Annotated in this window: 15 protein-coding genes; 6 read left to right on the top strand and 9 right to left on the bottom strand. The window is 74.0% G+C overall.

Annotation, left to right across the window (positions count from 1 at the left end; all coding sequences use genetic code 11):
• Positions 1-76: 76 nt before the first annotated feature.
• Positions 77-886: a hypothetical protein gene (locus E1200_RS18120; RefSeq protein ID WP_243708657.1), complete on the bottom strand. Its 810-nt coding sequence runs from the start codon at positions 884-886 to the stop codon at positions 77-79.
• 16 nt (positions 887-902) lie between these two features.
• Entirely contained in the window at positions 903-1,199 is a 297-nt protein-coding gene (locus tag E1200_RS18115; protein ID WP_117404125.1) for a DUF4193 domain-containing protein, read from the bottom strand.
• Positions 1,200-1,704: 505 nt separating this feature from the next.
• Here E1200_RS18115 and E1200_RS18110 point away from each other — a divergent pair.
• Positions 1,705-3,423 (top strand): serine/threonine-protein kinase, encoded by a 1,719-nt coding sequence (locus tag E1200_RS18110; RefSeq protein ID WP_131953215.1) that lies wholly within the window; start codon positions 1,705-1,707, stop codon positions 3,421-3,423.
• Entirely contained in the window at positions 3,420-6,185 is a 2,766-nt protein-coding gene (locus E1200_RS18105) for an ABC transporter substrate-binding protein (protein ID WP_165950363.1), read from the top strand. The genes E1200_RS18110 and E1200_RS18105 overlap by 4 nt, the downstream gene beginning before the upstream one ends.
• Before the next feature lie 15 nt (positions 6,186-6,200).
• Here the strand turns inward: E1200_RS18105 and E1200_RS18100 are convergent, their stop codons facing one another.
• Together E1200_RS18100 and E1200_RS18095 are read right to left on the bottom strand one after the other, a co-directional pair.
• Positions 6,201-7,607: a HAMP domain-containing sensor histidine kinase gene (locus E1200_RS18100; protein WP_243708656.1), complete on the bottom strand. Its 1,407-nt coding sequence runs from the start codon at positions 7,605-7,607 to the stop codon at positions 6,201-6,203.
• Positions 7,604-8,257, bottom strand: coding sequence for a response regulator transcription factor (locus E1200_RS18095; RefSeq protein WP_024935038.1), 654 nt, complete (start codon positions 8,255-8,257; stop codon positions 7,604-7,606). Before E1200_RS18095 ends, E1200_RS18100 begins: the two co-directional genes overlap by 4 nt.
• A gap of 207 nt (positions 8,258-8,464) precedes the next feature.
• On the opposite strand from E1200_RS18095, the gene E1200_RS33785 reads away from it, so the two are divergent.
• Positions 8,465-8,641 carry a hypothetical protein gene (locus tag E1200_RS33785; RefSeq protein WP_165950362.1) on the top strand — a complete coding sequence of 59 codons (177 nt, stop codon included), beginning with the start codon at positions 8,465-8,467 and terminating at the stop codon, positions 8,639-8,641.
• A gap of 83 nt (positions 8,642-8,724) precedes the next feature.
• On the opposite strand, the gene E1200_RS18090 is transcribed toward E1200_RS33785, so the two are convergent.
• The 3 genes from E1200_RS18090 to E1200_RS18080 all read right to left on the bottom strand — a co-directional run bounded on the left by E1200_RS18090 (position 8,725) and on the right by E1200_RS18080 (position 11,938).
• Positions 8,725-9,561, bottom strand: a complete 837-nt coding sequence (locus E1200_RS18090; protein WP_131953213.1) for an inositol monophosphatase family protein — start codon at positions 9,559-9,561, stop codon at positions 8,725-8,727.
• On the bottom strand, positions 9,558-10,466 hold the full coding sequence (locus E1200_RS18085; protein WP_131953212.1) for a ferrochelatase: 909 nt from the start codon (positions 10,464-10,466) through the stop codon (positions 9,558-9,560). The genes E1200_RS18090 and E1200_RS18085 overlap by 4 nt, the downstream gene beginning before the upstream one ends.
• Before the next feature lie 89 nt (positions 10,467-10,555).
• Positions 10,556-11,938 carry a lytic transglycosylase domain-containing protein gene (locus tag E1200_RS18080; RefSeq protein WP_243708655.1) on the bottom strand — a complete coding sequence of 461 codons (1,383 nt, stop codon included), beginning with the start codon at positions 11,936-11,938 and terminating at the stop codon, positions 10,556-10,558.
• Positions 11,939-12,184: 246 nt separating this feature from the next.
• On the opposite strand from E1200_RS18080, the gene E1200_RS18075 reads away from it, so the two are divergent.
• The gene (locus tag E1200_RS18075) at positions 12,185-13,495 is read left to right on the top strand and encodes a D-arabinono-1,4-lactone oxidase (protein ID WP_131953211.1); all 1,311 of its coding nucleotides are present in this window, start codon (positions 12,185-12,187) and stop codon (positions 13,493-13,495) included.
• A gap of 15 nt (positions 13,496-13,510) precedes the next feature.
• Here E1200_RS18075 and E1200_RS18070 read toward each other — a convergent pair whose 3' ends face one another.
• Positions 13,511-14,443: a hypothetical protein gene (locus E1200_RS18070; RefSeq protein ID WP_207933411.1), complete on the bottom strand. Its 933-nt coding sequence runs from the start codon at positions 14,441-14,443 to the stop codon at positions 13,511-13,513.
• 411 nt (positions 14,444-14,854) lie between these two features.
• Between E1200_RS18070 and sepH the strand changes: the two genes are divergently transcribed.
• Entirely contained in the window at positions 14,855-16,834 is a 1,980-nt protein-coding gene (gene sepH / locus E1200_RS34855; protein WP_243708654.1) for a septation protein SepH, read from the top strand.
• Between the two features lie 4 nt (positions 16,835-16,838).
• Here sepH and E1200_RS18055 read toward each other — a convergent pair whose 3' ends face one another.
• Positions 16,839-18,233, bottom strand: a complete 1,395-nt coding sequence (locus E1200_RS18055) for a PH domain-containing protein (RefSeq protein WP_243708653.1) — start codon at positions 18,231-18,233, stop codon at positions 16,839-16,841.
• On the opposite strand from E1200_RS18055, the gene E1200_RS34405 reads away from it, so the two are divergent.
• Positions 18,228-18,446, top strand: a 219-nt coding sequence (locus tag E1200_RS34405) for a hypothetical protein (RefSeq protein WP_207933410.1), incomplete at its 3' end; no start/stop codon positions are given. The genes E1200_RS18055 and E1200_RS34405 overlap by 6 nt on opposite strands.

Here is an 18,446-nt window from a genome sequence, read left to right as displayed (position 1 = left end):
GATCGCGTCGCCCCACCGGGCCCTCAGTCGTCTTACGCGCGCGAACGCGCTACCCGGACGGCGGAGCCGTACCGGATCAGTCCAGCTGCCGGCGGCCCGGCCGGGGCAGGGGGACGCCCATGGTCTCGCGGAGGTCGTTGCGGACCTTCAGGGCCAGGGCCTTGGTCGCGGAGCGGTTGAGCGCGGCGCCGGCCGCGGCGCCGGTGAGGAACGGGCCCATGGTGCCGAGGCTGCGGCCGAACGTGCGGAGCATGCGCTTGCGCAGGGCCGCCTTCGAGGCGGTCCCGAGGGCGCTGGTCAGCGAAGCGGTCTCCAGGGGGTTGATCCCGCGCTGCCGTGCCCAGGACGTCACGAACGCCGCGCCGCGCGCGGTGCCGCTGCCCTCGACGCGCACGCCGTAGACCTCGTGCAGCTCGGCGATCATCTTGACCTCGATGGCGGCGATCACCAGGGTCTCGGCCGCGAGCTGGGCGGGCGCCGTCAGCAGCAGCGGCGGGGCGGTGAACTGGACTGCGGCCAGCGCGCCACCGGCCGCGCCGACCGCGGTGGTGCCGTTCCCCGCCACCTTGACGAGCTTGTCGGCGAGCTCCTCGCCCAGCAGGCCGGGATGGTGGGCCTGGAGCGTCTCGAGATCGCGGATCGGGATGTGCGGGACGGCCTCGACGAGCAGGTCGCCGAGCCACCGGCCGCGTGCGACACCCGCGGCGCCCACCTTGCGCGCGCTCTGGCCGAGCAGCCTGGCCAGTCGCCCCAGCAGGCGGCCGCGGGTCTCGCGGTCCATGTCCTCGTCGCCGGTGAGCCGGCCGATCAGCTCACCGAGCTCCGTGGAGCCGTCGCCGTGCGCCGGCTCCACGTCGTCCTGACGCCTTTCGAGCTCGCCCGACACCTGCGGCCGCTCCCGGTCAGGCGGCGCACTCGCGGCAGACCGGCTGGCCGTTCTTCTCCGTGGCCAGCTGGCTGCGGTGGTGCACCAGGAAGCAGCGCGTGCAGGTGAACTCGTCGGCCTGCCGCGGAACCACCCGGAAGGTGAGCTCCTCGTTCGACAGGTCGGCGCCGGGCAGCTCGGCGACCTCGCCGGCGTCCAGGTCCTCATCGATGATGCTGGCCGCCTTGTCGGCGCGCCGGGCCTGGAGCTCCTGGAGGCTGTCCTCGCTCAGGTCGTCGTCTGTCTTCCGTGGGCTGTCGTAGTCGGTCGCCATCTTCTATCTCCATCCCCCTCAGTGCTTTATGCGCCCCGTCGCGCGGATCTAACGCTCGGGGGGCCCTTTCTGTGCCCGATCCGGGCGGGAAATTCTGTCACGGTTGGTGACCTGTGACACACGAGGCGCGACCGTCCCCACGAGTGACCGCTGTCACCGGGATCTCTTCCTCGATTGTGTCTTCCGTCACATACCCGGCGGCCGTCCCGGCGGCTGGGCGACACCGGGACATCCGCCGGAGACTCCCGCGGCGGCGGGGATCATATCGGTCCCGGGCCGCTTGTGCGCGCCGACCGGCCCGGCGCGGCGGGACGACACGATCCGGTCGCCGGGCCGTCGAACCAGACGCGTCGGTGAAACGTCTGAACTAACGCGATATCGTGCCCGCCTGAGGATGGGGGCGGGCCCCCTGCGGGGTCAGCCCGGCCGATGCCGGCGGATGGCTTCTCGGCGGGGTCCGGCGCACACTATCGCGGGACATCACTGCGGGTCACTGGAGGGTCAGATGCCGGATGCCGCTCCGCTGGAGCCGGGCGATCCTAGGGCACTGGGACAGTACGAAGTCGTCGGACGGCTGGGCGCCGGGGGTCAGGGCGCCGTCTTCCTCGGCAAGGCGCCGGGAGGCGAGTACGTCGCGATCAAGCTGCTGCACGCGCAGATGGCGAACGATCCGGCGGCGCGCGCCCGCTTCACCCGCGAGGTGAGTGCGGCGCAGAAGGTCGAGCCCTTCTGCACGGCCCGGGTCTACGAGGCCGACGTCCACGGCGACCAGCCGTACGTCGTCAGCGAGTTCATCGACGGGCCCTCGCTGCACGACGTGGTCGCGCACGACGGGCCGCGGAGCCCCGAGGAGCTGGAGCGCCTCGCGATCGGCACGGTGACCGCGCTCGCGGCCATCCACGAGGCCGGGATCGTGCACCGCGACTTCAAGCCCAACAACGTCATGCTGGCCTCGGACGGCCCCCGCGTCGTCGACTTCGGCATCGCGCGGACGGTCAACTCGCAGGAGAGCGCGGTCACCGCCACCGGAATGGTGGTCGGCACCCCGGGCTACCTGGCGCCCGAGCAGCTCACCGGGGCGCCGCTCACCCCGGCCGTGGACATCTTCGCCTGGGGCGCGACGATGGTGTTCGCCGCCACCGGGCAGTCGCCCTTCGAGGCGGACACGCTGCCGGTCATCATCAACCGCATCCTCAACGAGGAGCCGGACCTGTCGGCGCTGCCGCCGGGCCCGCTGCGCGACCTGATCGGGCAGTGCCTGTCCAAGGACGCGGGCCTGCGCCCGCCGGCGGCGCAGCTCCTGCTGAACCTGCTGGGGCACGTCGGCGCCGCACCGGCCGGCCAGGCCGGCGGGGAGGAGCTCCTCAACCAGGGCACCCGGATCGCCTCGCAGCTTCCGCCGCCGCCCCCGGTGCCGCCGGCGCCGCAGGCACGGCCGCAGCAGCAGATCACGCCGCCGCCGATGCCGATGCACCAGGGCCCGCCGCAGGGTCCGCCGCAGGGCCCGACGACGCCGCCCCCGCAGCCGATCACGCCGCCGCCGATGCCCATGTACCAGGGCGCGCCCCCCGGGCCGGCGACGCCGCCCCCGCAGCAGATGGGTCCCATGGGGCAGATGGGGCAGATGGGGATGCAGCACCCCGGCGCGCCGCGGCCGCCGGGCCCGCCGTACGGGGCGCCGCCGAAGCAGTCCAGTTCCGCCGGGCCGATCATCGCCATCGGCTGCGGGGTGCTGGCGCTGATCACGATCATCGCGATCGTGGCGGTGGTCGTCATCGCGAGCAGCGACAGCGACCCCGATCCCGGTCCCGACCCGCTGCCGGGGCCGTCGAGCTACACCCCGCGCGTGCCGACGCCGGGATCCACCACCCGGGCCGGGCTCCTCGGCGTGTACGAGGGCGACGCGAACCAGCCGGACGCACCGTCGGGCCGCCAGAACTTCCAGGCCCGGTTCGCGCTGCTCTACACGAGCGGCACCGCCCGGTACACCTACCCGTCCGGCGCGCAGGACAACTGCTACACGCGGCTGACGCTGCTGTCCGGCGACAGGAGCAGCGAGAAGGTCGAGTACCAGGAGACCCCGATGGCGGGGATGGATCCGAACGAGTGCGCGGCCGGATACATCACCTTCATCCAGCAGGGTTCCGAGGAGAACCTGCGGTGGGAGTGGCGGCAGAACCGCTCCGACCCCACGCCCGGGGCGTACGGAACAGTCCGCAAGTGACGGCGGCGGTCGCCCCCTTACGGGCGGGTGATCCGTCCCGCCTCGGCGCCTACCGCCTGACCGGCCTCCTCGGGGAGGGCGGTCAGGGCGCCGTCTTCCTCGGGGAGGACGGGTCCGGCCACCGGGTCGCCGTGAAGCTGCTGCACGCGCGCTTCAGCGGCGACCCGAAGGCCCGGGCCCGGTTCGCGGCCGAGGTCGCGGTGGCCAAGCGGGTGTCGGCGTTCTGCACGGCCCGCGTCCTGGACTCCGACGTGGCGGGCGACCGGCCCTACATCGTCAGCGAGTACATCGAGGGGCCGTCGCTGGCGGAGGTGCTGGCGGCCGACGGCCCGCGCCGGGGCGCCGACCTGGACCGGCTGGCGATCGGGACGATGACGGCGCTCACCGCCATCCACCAGGCGGGGGTCGTGCACCGCGACTTCAAGCCCGGCAACGTGCTGCTGCCGCCGGACGGCCCGCGGGTGATCGACTTCGGGATCGCGCGGGCGCTGGACGCCACCGGCACGATGTCGAGCACGGCGGTCGGCACCCCCGCCTACATGGCGCCCGAGCAGATCTCCGGCGCGCGGGTCGGCCCGGCCGCCGACGTGTTCGCGTGGGGCACCACGATGGCCTACGCGGCCGCCGGGCGCCCCCCGTTCGGGCAGGACTCCATCCCCGCGGTCATGCACCGCATCCTGAACCTGCCGCCCGACCTCGGGGAGCTGGCGGAGCCGCTGCGCGGAATCGTCGCGGACTGCCTCAGCAAGGACCCGGCGCTCCGCCCGGCCTCCTGGAACGTCCTGGCGCACCTGCTGGACCTCGCGGGCGGCCTGCCGCAGCCGGGCACCCCGCCGGACGGCACGGAAGGCGCGGACGGCGCGGACGCCGCGATGCTCAAGCGGGGCGCCGCGACGGCCGCCACGGAGACGGCCCAGTTGCGCGTCCAGCCGCCACCGCAGCCGCCACCCCAGGCGCCGCAGCCGGCGCAGCCGCCGGCCGGCGTGCCCGCTCCCCCGCCTCCGGGCACCCCGTGGCCGCCACCACCGCCTCCGGCCGGTGGGCAGGTCCAGGCGGCATGGCCGGGCCCGCCGTCCTTCCCTCCCCCGGGCGAGGGGCCCGGCGGCGGCCCTCGCGGCGGGCCCCGCATCGGCGTCCTGGCGGGCGTGGGCGGCGCGGCGCTGGTCGCGCTGGTCCTCGCCGGCAGCGTGATCGCCGTCCGGCTCTTCCCCGACGGCGGCGGCCCGGGCGCCACGCCGGCGGGCCGGACGGGCGGCACGTTCCGGATGGCGGTCCCGTCGCCCGGCACCCCCGGCGAGGAGATCGCCCCCTCGCACGTCTACGGCGGCACCGAGCGCTTCGTCGTCAAGCAGCTGTTCACCGGGCTGACCGAACTCGATGCGGACGGCAAGGCGCGCAACCGCCTCGCCACGCGGATCACCCCCGACCGGACGTGCACCCGCTGGAAGATCGGCGTCAAGGGCGGGACGACGTTCAGCAACGGCGAGCCCGTCGACGCGCGGGCGTTCGCCCGCGGCTGGAACCGCAGCGCGGCGACGCAGACCGGCGCGGGCTCCTACCTGATGACCGACATCGAGGGCTTCACCGACGTCGCGGGCGGCAAGGCCGACGAGCTGTCCGGGGTCACGGCGTCGTCCGGCGACGTCCTCGACGTAACGCTCACCTCCCCCGACTGCGGATTCCCCGGCCGCCTGTCCGAGCCCCCGTTCATGCCCGTCCCCGAGGACGCGGGCGGGCCGGACGACCGCCCCTTCAACACCCGTCCCGTCGGGAACGGCCCGTACACGCTGAAGGAGCACACGCTGGGGACGGGCGTGTCCCTCGTGCGCAACGACACCTGGGCGTTCGGCAAGACGAGGTTCGACGGGGTCGAGGTCACCTTCAGCACCGACGCGGCCCGGGCACGCACCGCCTACAACGCGGGTCAGGTCGACTGGTACAGCGGCACGGCGGAGGAGGTGGCCTCCGCCCCGCAGCAGGATCTGGTCACGCGCCCCAGTCCCTTCACCCGGATGCTCGTCCCCCTCACCGCCCGCGGCCCGATGAAGTCGAAGGAGGCCAGGCTGGCGGTGTCCTACGCCCTCGACCGCGCACGCCTCGGGACGCTCCTCGGCGGCGCGCACGAGCCCGCGCACGGCATCGTCCCGGCGGCGGTCCCCGGCTTCGGCGCGCCCGGCGCCTGCCCGTCCTGCGACCGGCCCGACCCGGCGAAGGCCAAGGAGCTCGCCGGCCAGGCCGGGTTGCGGCCGGGCGCGGAGATCACGCTGCACTACCGGGAGTCGCCCGTCTACAAGCACCTGGCCGAGGCGGTGCGGGACGCCCTGGAGGACACGCTCGGGTGGAATGTCGAGCTGAAGGCCACCCCGCTCGCCGACTACGACGAGTTCCGCGAGTCGCTGGTCTCGAAGGACGCCTCCGGCCTGGCGATCTTCGCCTGGAGCCCCGACTACCCGGGCGCCCACTCGATACTGTGGCCCCTGCTGGGCGGCACCATCGTCGCGACGAGCGAGAACACCTACTTCAACTACTCGGGCTGGAAGAACGACCGGTTCGACGACCTGATGTCCCGCGCCCTCCGCACCCCCGACGCCGCCGCCCGGGCCGGCCTGCACAAGCAGGCCGAGAAGCTGGCACTGGACGACATGGCCCTCATCCCCCTCCTCAACGACGGCTACGCGGCCGTCGTCCGCAAGGACAAGTACGTGGGCCTGCGGATGGACTACGACGGCGACCCGACCGTGGCCGCCGCCGCGCTCAGATGACCGCCGGGCGGCCGCTCAGCCCGGCGGGATCCGGACGGTGACGATCAGGCCGCCGCCGGGCCGCGGCGCCGCGTAGACGGCGCCCCGGTGCGCCAGCACCACCGACCGGACGATCGACAGCCCGAGCCCGGCGCCCTTCGCCGACTCGACCCGGTCGGCGTTCAGCCGCCGGAACGGCTCGAACAGCCGCTCCACCTCGTAGGCGGGGACGACCGGGCCGGTGTTCTCGACCTGCACGGTGGCGTAGCCCTCCAGCATCCCCGTGCGGATCCACAGCCCGCCGCCGTCCTCCTCGTTGTGCTTGACCGCGTTCTCGACGAGGTTGGACACCAGGTGCTCCAGCAGCACCGGGTCGCCGAGCGCCGTCCCGGACGTCAGCTCCGGGTGGACGGCCACGTCGTTGTCGTGCTCGCGGCGCGCGGACTGCTCCAGCACCGTGGCCGCCACCTCCGCCAGGTCGACCGGCGTGCGGGTGGTCAGCTCCCGCTCGCTGCGGGCCAGCAGCAGCAGGCCCTCGATGAGCCGCTCGTGCCGGGCGTTGGTCGCCAGCAGGGTCCGGCCGACGGCGCGCAGGTCGTCGGACGCCTCCGGGTCGCCGAGCGCGACCTCCAGCAGTGTCCGGTTGATCGCCAGCGGCGTGCGGAGCTCGTGCGAGGCGTTGGCGACGAACCGGCGCTGCGAGTCGAACGCGTGCCCGAGCCGCTCCAGCATCGCGTCGAAGGTGTCGGCCAGCTCCTTGATCTCGTCGTCGGGGCCCTCCAGCGCGATGCGCTCGTGCAGCGTGCTCTCCGACAGCCGGCGCGCGGTGGTGGTGACCCGCTGCAGCGGGCTGAGCGCCCGGTCGGCGACGAACCAGCCGAGCACCAGCGTGATGATCCCGACCCCGCCGAGCGCGAGCAGCGAGCGGCCCACCAGCTGCTTCATCGTCTGCTCGACGAACTGGCGCTTCAGCTCGGCGGCCTCGGCGTCGGAGATGCCGAACCCGATCACCTGGACGTTGCCGAGGATGTTGGCCATCAGCACCGTCATCACGAACAGCAGCAGCGCCCCGGCCATGAAGAACAGCAGCCCGTACAGCAGGGTGAGCCGCAGCCGGACGCTCATCCGGCCGGGCAGCGCCTTGAGGTCGGCGAACGACCCGCCGTCGCCGGACCACCCGCCCCGGGCCGCAGGGGACTGCGGCGGCACCCGGTGCGGCACCTGCTGCGGGCCCGGCCGCCGCCACCGGCCGCCGCGGCGGCCCCCCGGGACGGCGGTGGGCCGGGCCGGCTGCTCCCCGTCCTCGCGCGGCGGTGCCGGCCGGGCCGTGTGCGGCTGCTGGGCGGCGTCCGGCCGCGCGCCGGGCTCCCGCCCCCGGTCCGGTGCGTCCGGGCCCGCGGACGGCTCGTCAGGGCCGCCGGGCGGTACGGGGCCGGTGTTCACAGCCGGTACCCCACGCCGGGCACGGTCTCGATGACCGGCGGGTCGCCGAGCTTCTTGCGCAGCGTCATCATCGTGACCCGGACGACGTTGGTGAACGGGTCGATGTGCTCGTCCCACGCCTTTTCGAGGAGGTGCTCGGAGCTGACGACGGCGCCGTCCGCGCTGAGCAGCACCTCCAGCACCGCGAACTCCTTGCGGGTCAGCTCGACCGGGCGGCCGTCGCGGGCGACCTCGCGGCGCGCCGGGTCCAGCGTGATCCCGGCGCGCTCCAGCACCGGCGGGAGCGGCGCCGCGGCGCGGCGGCCGAGGGCCCGCACGCGGGCGATCAGCTCGGCGAACGCGAACGGCTTGGCCAGGTAGTCGTCCGCGCCGATGGACAGGCCCTCGACGCGGTCGTCCAGCTCGCCCGCCGCGGTGAGCATGATGATCCGCGCCGGGTAGCGCTGCGCGACGAGCTGCTTGCAGACGTCGTCGCCGTGCACCTTGGGCAGGTCGCGGTCCAGCACGATGACGTCGTACTCGTTGACGCCCGCGCGCTCCAGGGCGCCCGCGCCGTCGTAGGCGACGTCCACGGCCAGCGTCTCCCTGCGCAGGCCGGTGGCGATCGCGTCGGCGAGCACGCGCTCGTCCTCGACGACTAGAACACGCACAGGGTCCCCCTCCCGGTCGGGGCGCGGTGCGCCCCCGCGGTTCCAGATATGACACGGGTACCGTAAGACGCCCGTAAGCACCTGTTCGCCCGCTGGCCCTCGCAGCGCGCCATCGCTGACGCAAAAATCTGCGAAATTTGCATCGACGTTCAGGTTTATCTTCAGCCTAGGCCCGGGTAGGCATGGGCAGGATCCGGGAGGAGGCCCATGGGCGAGTTGTCACGCATGATCCAGCAGCGGCTCGATGACGCTTACGCGTCGCTGCGGAGCGCCCACGCGGATGGGGACACCTACCTGGCCGACATCCGCCAGGAGGAGATCAACGATCTGCGCCGGATCGCAGCGAACAACGACATAGGCGTCGAAGCACCCCGCTGCGACTGAGGGACGCGCAAGCGTACGGAGCCCGGGACACCCCCGTCCCGGGCTCCTTCCTTCTCCGGACAAGGCGGCGGCCACGCGGGCGGTCAGTCGGTGAGCGGGTCGAGCGGGGCCAGCAGCCCGTGCAGCGCCTCGAACGTCCCCGGCCCGGCGGCGATGGTCAGTTCCGGGCTCGCGGGCGCCCCGTGCAGGCCCTCGACGCGTCCGCCCGCCTCCTGGACGATCAGCGCGCCCGCGGCGACGTCCCACGCCTGGACGCCGCGCTCGTAGTAGGCGTCCACGCGTCCCGCGGCCAGCGAGCACAGGTCCACGCAGCAGGAGCCGCCGCGCCGGATGTCGCGGATCGCCGGCAGCACCCCGGCCAGGACGCGCGCCTGCCCGGCCCGCCGCGCCGCCTCGTAGCCGAACCCGGTGGCCACGAGCGCCTCGCCGAGCGGCACCCCGGCGGTCACCCGGAGCTCGCGCGAGCCGGACGCGGTGTGCAGCAGGGCGCCGCCGCCGCGCACGGCCGTGTACGTCTCGCCGCGCCGCGGCATCTCCACCGCACCGGCGACGGCCGTGCCGTCCACCTCCGCGGCGATGCTGACCGCCCAGTCGGGCAGGTCGTAGAGGTAGTTCACGGTCCCGTCGATGGGATCGACCACCCAGCGGACCCCGCTGCCGCCGGCGCGGGTGCCGCCCTCCTCGCCGAGGAACGCGTCGTCGGGGCGCACCGCCCGGATCCGCTCCACGATCAGCTGCTCGGCGGCCCGGTCCATCTGGGTGACGACGTCGGTCGGGGACGACTTGGTCTGCACCACGTCCGGGCCGTCCGCCGGGCGCTTGTCGACCAGCATCCGGCCGGCCTCCCGCGCGGTCGCGGCGGCCAGCTCCAGCAGTTCCCCGGCCAGACCCGCCGGGCCCGCCGCGCTCGCGGGGCTCATCCGGCGTCCGCCAGGAGCCGCCGGGGAAGGGTGGCGAACCGCGGGTCGGTCCCGGGCGTCCCGGCGCGGGCGAACGCGATCCCGAGTTCCGCGGCCAGGTCGGCGGCCTCCACGTCGAGGTCGTACTTGACCTCCATGTGGTCGGAGACGAACCCGATCGGGACGACCGCGACGGCGCGGACCCCCTTGCCGTGCAGATCGCTCAGGTGGTCGGTGATCTGCGGCTCCAGCCACGGCTGGCTCGGCGGGCCGCTCCGGCTCTGGTAGACGAGGTCCCACGGCGCTCCGGGGGCGGCCTTCCGCGCGACCTCCCGCGCGACGGCCTCAAGCTCCGCGACGTACTTCTCCTGGTTGGGCTGGGACAGGGGCACGCTGTGCGCGGTGAAGACCACGCGGGCGCCCTCCGGGAGGCCGCTCAGCGCGTCCTTCGTCGCGTCCACGAACGGTTCGACGAACTCGGGCCGGTCGCAGTAGACGGGCAGCTTGTCGATCTCGGGCGCGCCCTCGACCTCTGCACGCACGCGCGCGATGTCGTCGAGGTACTGGTCGTTGGTGGAGTACCCGCTGTAGGCGGACGTGACGAACGCCGCCGCGCGCCGGATCCCGTCGGCCTTCATCTGCCGGACGGTGTCGGCGAGGTACGGGTCCCAGTTCCGGTTGCCCCAGTAGACGGGGAGGCCCACGCCGTGGTCGGCGAAGTCGGCCTCGATCGCGGCCTTGAGGTCCCGGCACAGCTGGTTGATCGGGCTGACCCCGCCGAACATGTAGTAGTGCTCGCCCACCTCTTCCAGGCGTTCGCGCGGGATGTTGCGGCCGCGGGTCACGTTCTCCAGGAACGGGATCACGTCATCGGGGCCCTCGGGCCCGCCGAAGGACAGCAGAAGCAACGCGTCGTACGACGTCATGCTCCCATCCAACCAGCCTCCCGGCGATGCCCCGTTCCAGGCCCGCGATCATGCGGAGCCCGTTCGGAAGAACCTGGGGAACGTGCTGGTCAGTCGTAGCGCGCGGCGTACGCCTTGGCGAGGCCGAGGACCTTCTGCACGTACCAGTGGGCGTGGTTGTAGTGCCAGATCGCGTTGTAGAGCTGCTTGCCGCCCTTGCCCGCGCCGTTCGCGCACAGGTAGTTGGCCGCGCCCGGGATGGCGTCGTAGGGGTTCATGATGTCGGCCTTGCCGTCCCGGTCGCCGTCCACCCCGTACGCCTTCCACGTGGCGGGCATGAACTGCATCGGGCCGAGCGCCCCCGCGCTGGACGGTCCGACGTCGCGCCCGTGGCTGCTCTCGACCTGGCCGATCGCGGCGAGGACCGTCCAGGACAGTCCCGGGCACGTGCCGGCCGCCTGCTTGTACAGGTCCATGTAGCTGGTGGCGCCGCCGCCGGCGCCGCCGCCGACCTGGTTCTGGTACTTGGACTCGTGCAGGTTCACCACGTCCGTGCCGGGGCCGAGGACCTTGGTCACGGCCTTGACGACCTTGGCCGGGTCCGCGCCGGGAGCGTTGACCAGCACCGCGACGTTGGGGATGAGCCCCATGTCGGTCCCGGCCTGCTGACTGACGAGCATGTCGATCCCGGGCAGGCCGAGGGTCCCGGAGCCGCCCATCGTCAGCGACGGCATCGTGCGGCCCACCACCGGGTACCGGGTGCCCTTCGCGAGCTGGAGCTGCTCGGAGGCCGCCGGGGACACCACGAACTGGCCGCCGGCCAGGGCCTCCCACAACTCGGTCTTCTTCGCCGTCCCAGGCGGTGTCCAGGCGCGGAAGTCGGACGGGTCCACGGCGAACGCGTTCACCTGGCGGCCCTGGAGCTGGACGGCGCCGCCCGCGACCGCCAGCACGTCCCCGACCTGGCGCAGTTTCGCGATCCGCTTGATCTTGGCGGTGGAGATCGAGGCGCCGCCGACCGCCAGCACGTCCGGCGGGACGACGCGCTCCAGCGGCGCGACCTGGCCGCTCTGGGCCACGTTGACGGGGTCGCCCTGCAGGTCGCCGGGCGGGGCCGCCGCCACCGGGCCGGCCGACTCGGTGGGGTTCGCCTCCTCCAAGGTCAGCGCGGTGTAGACGCCGCCGGAGGCGGTCGCGGCGGCGAGGACGGCGATGGCGGTGATGAGCAGCGGCGATCCGCGGCGGCGCCTGGCCTGGCCCGCGTAGGCGTTCCGCGGCCGCCGCTCCTTCTTCTCCGGCTTCGGCCTGCGCGCGCGGGCGGCGTTCGCACCGTTCGCGTTGCCACCGTTCGCTTCGGCGCCGTTCGCCTCGGCACCGTTCGCGAGCACGTCTTCGCCGGGCGGGCGCTTACCGGGCTCGGCGGCGGCCGAGGGCGCCTTCTCGGCGGCCGCGTCTGCGATGGAGCCGGTGCGCCGGGCTGATGGAGGAGCCACAACAATTCCCAACGAGTGTCGCTACGGACGGTTACCCGCTTTTTTCACTTCTCTCCCCATGTCACGCCATCATGGGGTCCGACCCTGAACGGAGCGATGCCGGGCTGGTCGTCCGTATCGTTCCATGTCCGTGATTACCGGATCGTAGGCCATCGTCCGATCCGTGGCCGCCCCCGGCCGCGATCCGCGGACACTCCGGCGAAACATGAACTTTCCTCATAAACCCCGGACGAGTAGAGTCGCCACATGTCCCCCGTGACGAACCAGAAGTGGCAGAACTGGGCGGGAAACCAGCAGGCCACGGCGCGCCGCGTCGCGACCCCGCGCACGGCGGGAGAGGTGGCCGCGCAGATCCGCGCGGCCGCCGACGACGGCCTCACGGTCCGCATGACGGGCACCGGCCACTCGTTCACCGGCGCGGCCGTCGCCGAGGGGGTCCGGCTCGATCCCACGGCGCTGACCGCCGTCCGCTCCGTCGACACCGCGACCGGGCTGGTCACCGCCGAGGCCGGGCTCCCGCTCCACGAGCTCAACCGCACCCTGGACGAGCACGGCCTCGCGCTGGCCAACATGGGCGACATCCAGCAGCAGACCGTCGCCGGCGCCCTCCAGACCGCCACCCACGGCACCGGACGCGACGTCGCGGGGCTCGCGTCCCAGGTCGCGGCACTGGAACTCGCGCTCGCCGACGGCACCATCGTCACCTGTTCACGCGACGAGCGCCCCGACCTGTTCGACGCGGCCCGCGCGGGCGTGGGCGCGCTCGGCATCGTCACGGCCATCACCTGGCGGACCGTCCCGGCGTTCCTGCTGCGGGCGCAGGAGCAGCCGATGAAGTGGGACGAGGTCCTCGCCCGCGTGGACGAGTTCGAGGCCGCCAACGAGCACTTCGAGTTCTACTGGTTCCCGCACACCGAAGGCTGCCTGACCAAGCACAACAACCGCGCCGAGGGTCCCGCCGAGCCGCTGTCCAGGTTCCGGTACTGGCTGGACGACCGGTTCCTGTCCAACACGGTGTTCGAGGGCATCAACAGGGTCACGCACAGGGCACCCGCCACGGTGCCGTTCGTGAACGGCATCTCCGCCAAGGCCCTGGGCGCCCGCACCTACAGCGACACCTCATACAAGGTCTTCACCAGCCCGCGCAAGGTCCGGTTCAAGGAGCAGGAGTACGCGATCCCGCGGGAGCAGCTCGTCCCCGCCCTGCGTGAGCTCCGCTCCCTGTTCACCAAGAAGGGCTGGCGGATCAGCTTCCCCATCGAGGTCCGGCTCCTCCCCCAGGAGGACGCCTGGCTGTCGATGGCACACGGACGGCACAGCGCCTTCATCGCCGTGCACGTCTACCACCGCGACCCGCACGAGGAGTACTTCCGGGGCGTCGAGGACCTGCTGACCGGCCTGGACGGGCGTCCGCACTGGGGCAAGATGCACACTCGCGACGCCGCGTACCTGGAGAAGGTCTATCCGAAGTTCGCTGACTTCGTGGCCCTGCGGGACGAGCTCGACCCGGACCGGCGCTTCGCCAACCCCTACACCAGGCAGGTCTTCGGTGACTGAGGCCGCTCCCCGCCGTCACTCGGCCTGGGGGTCGTCGGCGCCCGGCCCCGGACCGCCCTCCTGACCGCCTCCCGGCGCCTCGGTCGGCGCGGGCGTGTCCGGTTCCGTGGGCCCCGGGGTCGTCGGCTCGGACGTGGGAGCCTCGGTCGGCCCGGTCGGCGCCTCCTGCGTCGGCACGCCCGGCTGCGTCGCCGGCGCCTCGCCCGTCGGGGCCTCGCCCGGGGTGACGCCGGGCTCGGCCGGGCCGTCGGTCGGCTGCTGCGACGGGCCGTCGTCCTGCCGCTCGCCGCCGCCGCCGGTCAGCACCTCGGTGATGGTCAGCCCGCCGCCCGCGCGCCCGATCGGCTCCCCGGCCGCGGCCTCGTAGATCGTGATCACCCCGAGGACGAGCGCGAACACCGCCGCCGACATGACCGCCAGCTTCTTCCAGTGCGCTTTGGCCCACTCGGCGGTGCTCCGCCACGCCGACCGCCGGACGACCTGCCGCACCGCGTCCTCGCCCGCCTCCTCGGCGAGCGAGCCGGCCACCGCGTCCACCGGGTCCACGCGCGTGGCGTTCGGGTCGCCGCCGGCCCCGGGATCGAGCCGGGTCGCGTTCGGATCGCCGCCCGGGTCGAACCGGGTGGCGTTCGGGTCACCGGACCACGCCACGGTCCGGGTCGGGTCGGCGCTCGTCGCCTCCTCCGCGGCGCCCTCCGCCGCGTCCCGGCGCCGCGTCGCCGACTGCAGCTGCGTCAGCTCCTTGATCTGGTCGCGCCCCTGGTCCAGGTAGTGCTTCCCGACCGCCGACCCGGCCGTCGAGATCACGCTCATCAACGCGGCACCGATGATCGTCCCGTAGACCCCGAGCGTGGAGGCGCCGAAGGCCGCCACAGCCGTCGCGAAGGCACTCGCCACGAGCTGCGTCGTACTGATCTCCGGCTTGCGGCGCGGCATGAACCGCCTCACTCCCGTCTCGTCGTTATGGACTACCTGATCAGTAACTGATCAGGACGACCCGCTTGTTCCTGCCCAAGACGTGACACTCACAACGTCGAATCGAGGGGCGGCGGGGTGTCCTCAGGCACAGTGTGGAAAAAGATGCACAAGGATCAGGCAGGGTGGCCCCGGGCGGGTCGCGACACCGGCAAGCTTGGCCGGGTGCCCTCTTCTACCTCGTGAAGGGGGCTTCGAGAGCGGCGATGTTCGGACATGCCGGGTACGGTGCTGGCAGCAGGTGTGTCCGAAAGAGAGACTCGGGGACCCGGGGGAAAGGGCACGCATGCGCCCTCGGTGGGCATCGGACGGCCGACCGGTGAGACGAATGGTCGCGCGGTCCGGCGTCCTCCGTGCCATCAGGACAGGGCAGGAAGGACACGCATGCAGGAGCTGCGCCTCGTCGCGGTCAGCGAGGACGGTACGTACCTCGTCCTGGCGACCGCGGGCCGGGGCACCCGGTTCACCCTGCCCGTCGACGACCGGCTCCGCGCGGCGGTCCGTGGGCACTTCTCCCGCCTCGGCCAGTTCGAGATCGAAGTGGAGAGTCCCTTGCGTCCCAAGGAGATCCAGGCCCGGATCCGGTCCGGCGAGACCGCCGAAGAGATCGCGGAGTCGGCCGGCATCCCGGTCGAACGCGTCCGCTGGTTCGAGGGCCCGGTCCTGCAGGAACGCGAGTACATGGCCCAGCAGGCACAGCGGGTCGCGGTCCGGCGGCCGGGTGAGTCCGCCCCCGGCCCGCCCCTCGGCGAGACCGTCGAGGAGCGGCTCGGCCGCGGCGGCGTCGACCTCGACGAGGTCGAGTGGGATTCCTGGAAGTGCGAGGACAGCACCTGGCGGGTCCGGCTGTCCTTCTTCGACGACGGCCGCCCGCACGCCGCCGAGTGGACGTTCGACCCGCGCCGCCGGCACGTCTTCCCACTGGACGAGATCGCCGCCCGGCTGACCGCCGTCGAGTGGGACGACGACGCGCTCTCCGACACCGTCACGCCGCTCGTCCCCCGCCGCCCCGCCATGAAGGTCGTCTCCAACGACCGCGACCCGGCCGCCCGGGGCCTGTCCGGCGAGCCCGGCGCGCACGGCCGGCTGCGCCCCGCCGAGCCGCGCGAGTACCCGGCGGAGGCCCCCCGGATGGCCGAGGCGCGCCCCTTCCGCGAGGCCGCCCACGAAGGCCCCGGCATCGGCCGGGCCCCCGCCCCGGGCACCGGCGAGACCGGGCGCTTCCAGGACGCGCCGAGGCAGCGCGCGGCCGCCCGCGAGGCCGAGGAGCCCCGCACCGCGCACCTTCGCGAGGCCGCGGAGACCGAGCGCTTTCCGGACGAGCCCCAGGCCCCCGAGATCGCGCCCGAAGAGTCCGGCTTCGACGCGGCGGCCGACGACCGCGAGACTTCCGGCCTCGGCGAGAGCATCGAAGCCGACGAGGCGCGCACCGCCGACCGCGGAACCTCCGAAGAGCGCGAAACCCCCGAAGAGGTGGAGGCGTCGAGCCCTGAGCCTCTAGAGGACGCCCCCGAGGAGCGCGAGACCGCGCAGGCCCGGGAGCAGGCCCGGGAGGACGACGAGTCCCGCGAGGACGACGAGTCCCGCGACGTAGCCGAGACGGACCTCGCCGAAGACGAGCCCCAAGACCAGAACGTCGCCGAGACCCGCGAAACCGCGGAGACCGGCCACTCCGAGGACGAGGCCGAGGACGACGAGGCCGCACGTCCCGGCGAAGCGGCCGAACCGCAGGCACCCGAGACCGCCTCGCCCGCAGCGGCCGCCGAAGCCGCCGCGACGGAGCGCCCCGAGGAGACGGAGCCCACCGAGGAGGCGGAGCGCGCCGAGGAGCCGTCCAAGGACTCCGCGGCCACCGAGACGCCCGCCGCCGCTCACGAGACGTCCGGCCCCGCCGAGGAGCCCGAGCCGGCCGAGCCCGCCGCCGAGGAACCGCCCGCCGCCCAGGAGGAGCGCGCGGCGTCCCGGCTAGCCGAGACCCCCGCCAGGCGGGCCGCCCGGCTGCGGGCCGCGGAGGCGGCCGAGGCCGAGCGGGAGGAGTCGGCCGGCGACGAGACGTCCGAGCCCGGGGCCGCTGCACGGGACCGCAAGGCCGGGCCCGCCGAGGAGGAGCAGCCGGCGCGGGAGAGCAGGCCGGCGGCGCAGCGGCCGGCGCAGCGGCAGTCTTCGCGGACGCCCGCGAAGAAGAAGCCGGCCCGTCCGACCATGCCCGCCGCGCAGGACAAGCCCGCCACGCCTCCCCCCGCGGCCGCCGCGAACAGCGAGCCCGCGGCGCAGCGGCCCGCGCGGCGCCGCAAGGCCAAGGGCAAGCGCGCGTCCGTGCCGTCCTGGGACGAGATCATGTTCGGTGCGCGCCGCCCCGAATAGCGCGTCAGCCCTCGGGCGGGGTCTCCAGGAACGGGGTCAGCCAGGCGGGGGTGATGCCGGCCGCGAGCGCGACGGCGTCCCCCTCGGCCATGTCGATCGCGGAGTAGCCGCCGTCGCCCGCGCCGACCGCCGCGACGAGGGTGGCGAGGCCGAGCCGGCGCTGGAAGACGGTCCGGCGGATGCGCCAGCCGACGATGGCGGTGTGCTCGACGACGACCTGGCGGCGGCGCAGGGAGCCTGAGCGGACGCTGAGCCGGTCCCCGTCGGTGACGTGGCCGAGCTGGCGGTAGCGGTCGAGCCCGAGCGGCACCGCCAGGACGGCGAGTACGGCGAACACGTAGGCGGCCCACGGCTGGGCGGTCACGGCGGCGAGGGCGGCGAAGCCGGCCGGGAGCCCGACCGCGCGGGTGACGCGCCGGCTCCGCGCCGCCGGCGGGTGCGCGATCAGCGGGCCGGGCACGGCGCCGACCACCCGGGCGGCGAGGGCCTCGGCGACCGGGCGCGGCGCGGCGGGCAGGAGGCGCCCGCGGTGCGCGGCGTCCCCCAGGCCGGTGATGAGCGCGCCGAGCCGGGTCACCCCGGCGGCGCGCTCGAAGGGGTTGTCGGCGAACTCGACGCCGCGCAGCCGCCGCAGCTCCAGCGAGACGCTCCGCCGGGTGACCAGGCCGCGCTCGATGACGAGCGAGCCGTCCCGCTGGTGGACGGTGAAATCCCAGTTGAACAGCATGAACACGACCACCGACATGACCGGCATCGCCAGCAGGCCGAGGATCACCAGCGCGACGACGAGCGCCGTGGACAGGCCGACCACGTCGTGGCCGAGGCTCTCCACCCGCTCCTGCGTGATGAGGCCGAGATCGTCGCCGAGGTTGTAGGCGGTGCCGAGCAGGGAGCCCGCCACCGCGAAGGGCGTGAACAGGTAGGCGCCGCTCAGCGGGGCGTACACGTACCAGCGGCGCCGCATCCGGGCGAGGACGCGGCGCGGCGGGGCCGGGGCGTCCCGCGAGAGGAGGACGCGGCGCAGCCGCTCGGCCTCCCCGCGCGAGACCGCGTTCAGCGTGCCCTCACCGCCGTCCGCGCCCGCGTCGATGTGGACGATCGCCAGCCCGAGGAGGCGGTGCGGGAGGGACGCGCTCATGTCCACCCCCCGGATTCGGTCGCGCGGGATGCTCTTGACCGACCGTCCGATGAGCGCCCGCCGGAGCTCGATCCGGTCGTCGAACAGCACGTAGGTGAACGTCAGCCAGCCGACCACGTGGAAGAGCAGGCCGAACGTCAGCCCGGCGAGCGCGAAGTAGAACGCCGTGGACAGGCCGCCGACCATGAGCCCCGTCGCGCCGGCGGCGACGAGGGCGAGAAGTTCGCGGACGGCCCCGACGACGAACGTCAGCGGATGCAACCGCTGCCCACGCGGCCGCTTCCTCCGCGCGACCGCCTCGTCCGCGACGTCCTCCGCGACACCCGGCACAGGCCGACCGCCCCCGGCGCCGACGTCCGGACCGTCCGCAGGCGGGTGTCCGGCGGACGGGCCACCGGCGGACGGAACTTCCGCGGGCCGGCCGTCGCCGGGTGGGCCGTCGGTGGGCGGACCGTCTGCCGGTGGGGCGTCGGC

It is taken from the genome of Actinomadura sp. GC306 (genome assembly GCF_004348665.1).
Classification (GTDB): domain Bacteria; phylum Actinomycetota; class Actinomycetes; order Streptosporangiales; family Streptosporangiaceae; genus Spirillospora.
Note: the sequence above shows the minus strand (reverse complement) of the source record. Positions and strands in the feature narration are given on the sequence as shown.